The sequence below is a fragment of the Neisseria weixii genome, from assembly GCF_042658245.1.
GTDB lineage: Bacteria > Pseudomonadota > Gammaproteobacteria > Burkholderiales > Neisseriaceae > Neisseria > Neisseria weixii.
The window spans coordinates 1-3,648 of record NZ_JBHSPY010000061.1; the positions used below are offsets into that span (position 1 = coordinate 1).

At 52.9% G+C, this 3,648-nt stretch carries 5 protein-coding genes and 1 pseudogene; 5 read left to right on the forward strand and 1 reads right to left on the reverse strand.

What is annotated here, in order from left to right:
* Nucleotides 1-104 precede the first annotated feature (104 nt).
* The 4 genes and pseudogenes from ACFPVS_RS13480 to ACFPVS_RS13495 form a co-directional block, all read left to right on the forward strand.
* Nucleotides 105-419: pseudogene (locus tag ACFPVS_RS13480) on the forward strand (phage tail sheath family protein); the annotation flags it as partial.
* Between the two features lie 11 nt (nt 420-430).
* Complete coding sequence (locus ACFPVS_RS13485) at nt 431-949, forward strand: phage major tail tube protein (protein ID WP_096295548.1); 519 nt, start codon at nt 431-433, stop codon at nt 947-949.
* 109 nt (nt 950-1,058) lie between these two features.
* Nucleotides 1,059-1,364, forward strand: coding sequence for a phage tail assembly protein (locus tag ACFPVS_RS13490; RefSeq protein WP_096295547.1), 306 nt, complete (start codon nt 1,059-1,061; stop codon nt 1,362-1,364).
* A 22-nt stretch (nt 1,365-1,386) separates the two neighbouring features.
* Complete coding sequence (locus ACFPVS_RS13495) at nt 1,387-1,530, forward strand: GpE family phage tail protein (protein ID WP_198345270.1); 144 nt, start codon at nt 1,387-1,389, stop codon at nt 1,528-1,530.
* Here the strand turns inward: ACFPVS_RS13495 and ACFPVS_RS13500 are convergent.
* Nucleotides 1,527-1,799 (reverse strand): hypothetical protein, encoded by a 273-nt coding sequence (locus tag ACFPVS_RS13500; RefSeq protein WP_096295546.1) that lies wholly within the window; start codon nt 1,797-1,799, stop codon nt 1,527-1,529. The genes ACFPVS_RS13495 and ACFPVS_RS13500 overlap by 4 nt on opposite strands.
* 42 nt (nt 1,800-1,841) lie before the next feature.
* Between ACFPVS_RS13500 and ACFPVS_RS13505 the strand changes: the two genes are divergently transcribed.
* Nucleotides 1,842-3,648 (forward strand): phage tail tape measure protein (locus ACFPVS_RS13505; protein WP_378595855.1); only part of this gene is annotated, 1,807 nt, incomplete at its 3' end.

The window sequence follows — 3,648 nt, forward strand, 5'->3', positions numbered from 1 at the left end:
GCAAGGATGTCTTTGTCGCGCGGCAAGCCGTCGAGCGTGCCGTCTTCCAGCGCGGCCTTGAACGGCGCGGTGTGGCTGCGGTACCAGTTTTCCGACAACATTAAGTGGCGCAGCGCACGGGCGATTTGATTGACGAATCCATCCGTCGCGCCGAGCTGCAATACGTTGACCGCCCGATTGATGATGCCCTCATCGACAGCTTGGTCGAAACCGTGCGCACCTATCTGGGTACGCTGCCGAGTATCGTCGGCTTTGAAGTGGGCTTGGACTACGATTACGACCTGCCCGATGCGTTCAGTAAAGACCAAGTCCCCATCAAATACGACTACACGCCCAAGCTGCCGGCCGAGCGCATCACCAATACCAGCGTAATGACGCGCAAATACTTGGTCAACCTCGCCTCCGGCAACAGCAATTAAGGAGCTGACACATGAGCGATTACATCCGCGCGATTTACAACGCCAACGTTTACGTTGACGGCAACAGCCTGTTGGGCAAGGCATCCGAAGTCAAACTGCCTGATTTTGAAATCAGCCAAGACGAACACAAAGGCTTGGGCTTGTTTGCCACCATCAAGCTGCCATCGGGTGCCGAAGCCTTGGAAGGCGAAATCACTTGGAACAGCGTCTATCCCGAAGTGGCCGAAAAACTCTACAACCCGTTTCGCGGTGCGCAACTGATGGTGCGTGCCAACCAGCAGCTGCACGATGCGGCGGGTTTGGCCAAGGAAGTGCCGGTGGTAACGTTTTTAACCGTGCTGCCGAGCAAAAACGGCTTGGGCACGTTTAAGCCGAAAGAAAAATCGGAACACAACACCACCTATCAGGCCACCAAAATCCGCCAAGTCATCGACGGGCGCGAAGTGCTGTATTTCAACGCGTTTAAGAATATTTACCGCGTCGGCGGCAAAGACGTGTTGGCGCAGATGCGCAAAAACATCGGCGCGTAGGTTTTAAGACGTATTAAAAGCCGTTTCAGACGGCCTTTGGCAGAATCGCTGTATCTCCCGCAGATACAGCGATTTTTATTTGTATTGAACTTTTAAAAAGGATTGAAAAATGAACGAAGCACAGAAACTGCAAGAAGACTTGGGCGTAAGCCAAACCGTGAAGCTGAAATATCCGGTGCGCTTGGCGACGGGCGAAACGCTGACTGAGCTGAAGCTGCGACGCCCTCGCGTGGGCGATTTTCGTGCCGTGGCGCATTTGAGCGGCGATGCCGAACAGGAACTGGCGATTTTTGCGCGCATTACGGGCTTGGTACCTGAAGACTTGGACGAGCTGGATTTTGCCGATTACAAACAGATGCAAGACTGGTTTCGCCGCTCGCAAGAAGGCAGATCCGAATCAGCCGCCGCTGAGTAGGCAGGAAGCCGACGCACGACTCTTGAATGCAGCGGCAGACGTGGCTTGGTGGTTCGGTTGGAGCGTGCAAGACGTGTATGCGCTGCCGCTGGATGAATTTGAAGACTGGTTAAACGAAGCAACCCGCCAGATTAAGGCGGGTTATGGAAGAACTAGCAGTTTTTAAGTCAGTTTGTCTTTGATAAAGACCAGCCCTGCGGCCAAGCCGCCAACAGCTAAACTAAGCAGCATAGCTGGTAGGCCACCGAGCAGCAGATAAAGTGCGACTGCCGCGGCGAGGATAATAATCAGGGGCAAGACCAATTCAACTAAGGGAGCAGACGAATAGGCAACGAACGCCAAGGCTACCGCTGCCAAATACAGTACAAAGCAGGCATGAAATGCCGCATCACTGACGCGGTGGAAAATTTTCCCGTATTTTTCGGTTGCGTACATGATTCCCTCCTAATGTTTCCATCATAAAGGTTAATAGCAAAAATGGCAAACGGATTCACACTGGGCATTACCGTCGGCGCATCCGTTGGTGCGGCGGTAGCCGGCATCAAATCCGTCAAATCTTCTTTGGACGTGCTGGATAAAACCAGTGCTAATTTGGCTGCACGGCAAAAACTGCTCGGCCAAACTTTGGAAAACCCGTTGCGGATGACCCGCAGCCGCGTCGGTGAGCTGAAGCGCGAATACGATCAGCTCGGCCGCACTATTGCTAAGATTGATGCCAAACGTGCCGATGTTGCTGTTTTGCAGCAGAAACGACAGCAACATTACGACAAACGCCATAACTTTAAAGATGAGATTTTAGGTGCTGCTACTGCCGCCGGTGCGGTGGCTGTACCGGTTAAGCTGGCGGTTGCGTTTGAGTCGTCAATGGCTGATGTACGCAAAGTCGTCGATTTCGATACGCCGCAGCAGTTTAAGGAAATGGAACAGGACATCTTAAAGATGACTCGCACCATTCCGATGGCAGGCAGCGAATTGGCCAAAATCGCTGCATCCGGTGGCCAATTGGGTATTGCACGCCAAGATATTCCGGCCTTTACCGAGACCATCGCCAAGATGTCGGTGGCTTTTGATATGACCGCCGAACAAGCAGGCGACAGCATGGCGAAGCTGGCCAATGTCTACAACATCCCGATTGCCCAAATCGGCAAACTCGGCGATGCCGTCAACCATTTATCCAACAACAGTCCGGCTAAGGCTTCGGACATTGTCAATACGCTCGGACGAGTCGGCGGTGTGGCCAAACAGTTCGGCCTGACCGAACTTCAGACGGCTTCGCTTGCCAATGCCTTTATCAGCTTGGGCAAAACACCTGAAGTGGCCGGTACCGCCGTCAACGGTATGCTGACCAAGCTGATGACGGCAGACAAGCAGGGCAAAAAATTCCAAGCCGTTTTGGAAGGCATGGGTACGGATGCCAAAACCCTGAAAAAAGCGATTACCGAAAACGGCGAACAGGCGCTGATGGATTTCCTGAAGCAGATTGAAAAGCTGCCGAAAGAAAACCAGATGGGTGCGTTGGTGGATTTGTTCGGCTTGGAATATGCCGATGATGTAGCCGCGTTGGTTGGCGGTTTGGATACCTATAAAAAGTCCGTTCAAGAGCTGCAAAAAGCAGGAAAAGACGGCAAGCTCGAATTTATGGGCAGTATGGAGAAAGAGTTTGCTGCGCGTTCGACGACAACAGCCAACAATTGGCAGCTTTTGAAAAACGGGCTGGCTGAAATCGGCATTACCATAGGCAGCGTGCTGCTGCCTGCCTTGAACCAAATGATAAATGGCGTCAAACCGCTTATTAACGGTTTTGCCGATTGGGCAGCTAAGAACCCGGAGTTTGCCAATACCCTGTTTTATGTGGCGGCAGGTATGGCCTCGCTCAAAGCCGGCAGTTTCGTTTTCCGATTTTTGGGGAATGAAATCGGTGGCCTGATGACTTCTTTCCGCTTGGCCAAAACCCTGTTGGGTGCGGACTGGATGGCAACGGTCTTACGGTTTAAATCGGGAGTGGGATTTTTGGCCAGAGGCTTCGGTCTGCTTAAAACTGTATTCTCTGCTTTCGGCAGCGGAGTGATGACGGTTATCCGCTTCCTGCCTATGCTGGCTTCGGGCTTTCTCAAACTCGGCATGGCGCTGATGACCAACCCCATTTTCCTCGCACTCGGTTTACTGGCCGCGGCCGCCTATCTGCTCTACACCAACTGGGAAGGCGTGGTCGGCGGAGCCAAGGCACTGTGGCAGGATTTGGGCAACTTCTTCGGCAGTCTGTGGACATCGGTTACGACTGCAT

Excerpts from the sequence above, each read along its gene's own strand:
- ACFPVS_RS13485 (WP_096295548.1), top strand. The coding sequence starts at position 431 with ATGAGCGATTACATCCGCGCGATTTACAACGCCAACGTTTACGTTGAC.
- ACFPVS_RS13490 (WP_096295547.1), top strand. The coding sequence starts at position 1,059 with ATGAACGAAGCACAGAAACTGCAAGAAGACTTGGGCGTAAGCCAAACC.
- ACFPVS_RS13500 (WP_096295546.1), bottom strand. The coding sequence starts at position 1,799 with ATGTACGCAACCGAAAAATACGGGAAAATTTTCCACCGCGTCAGTGAT.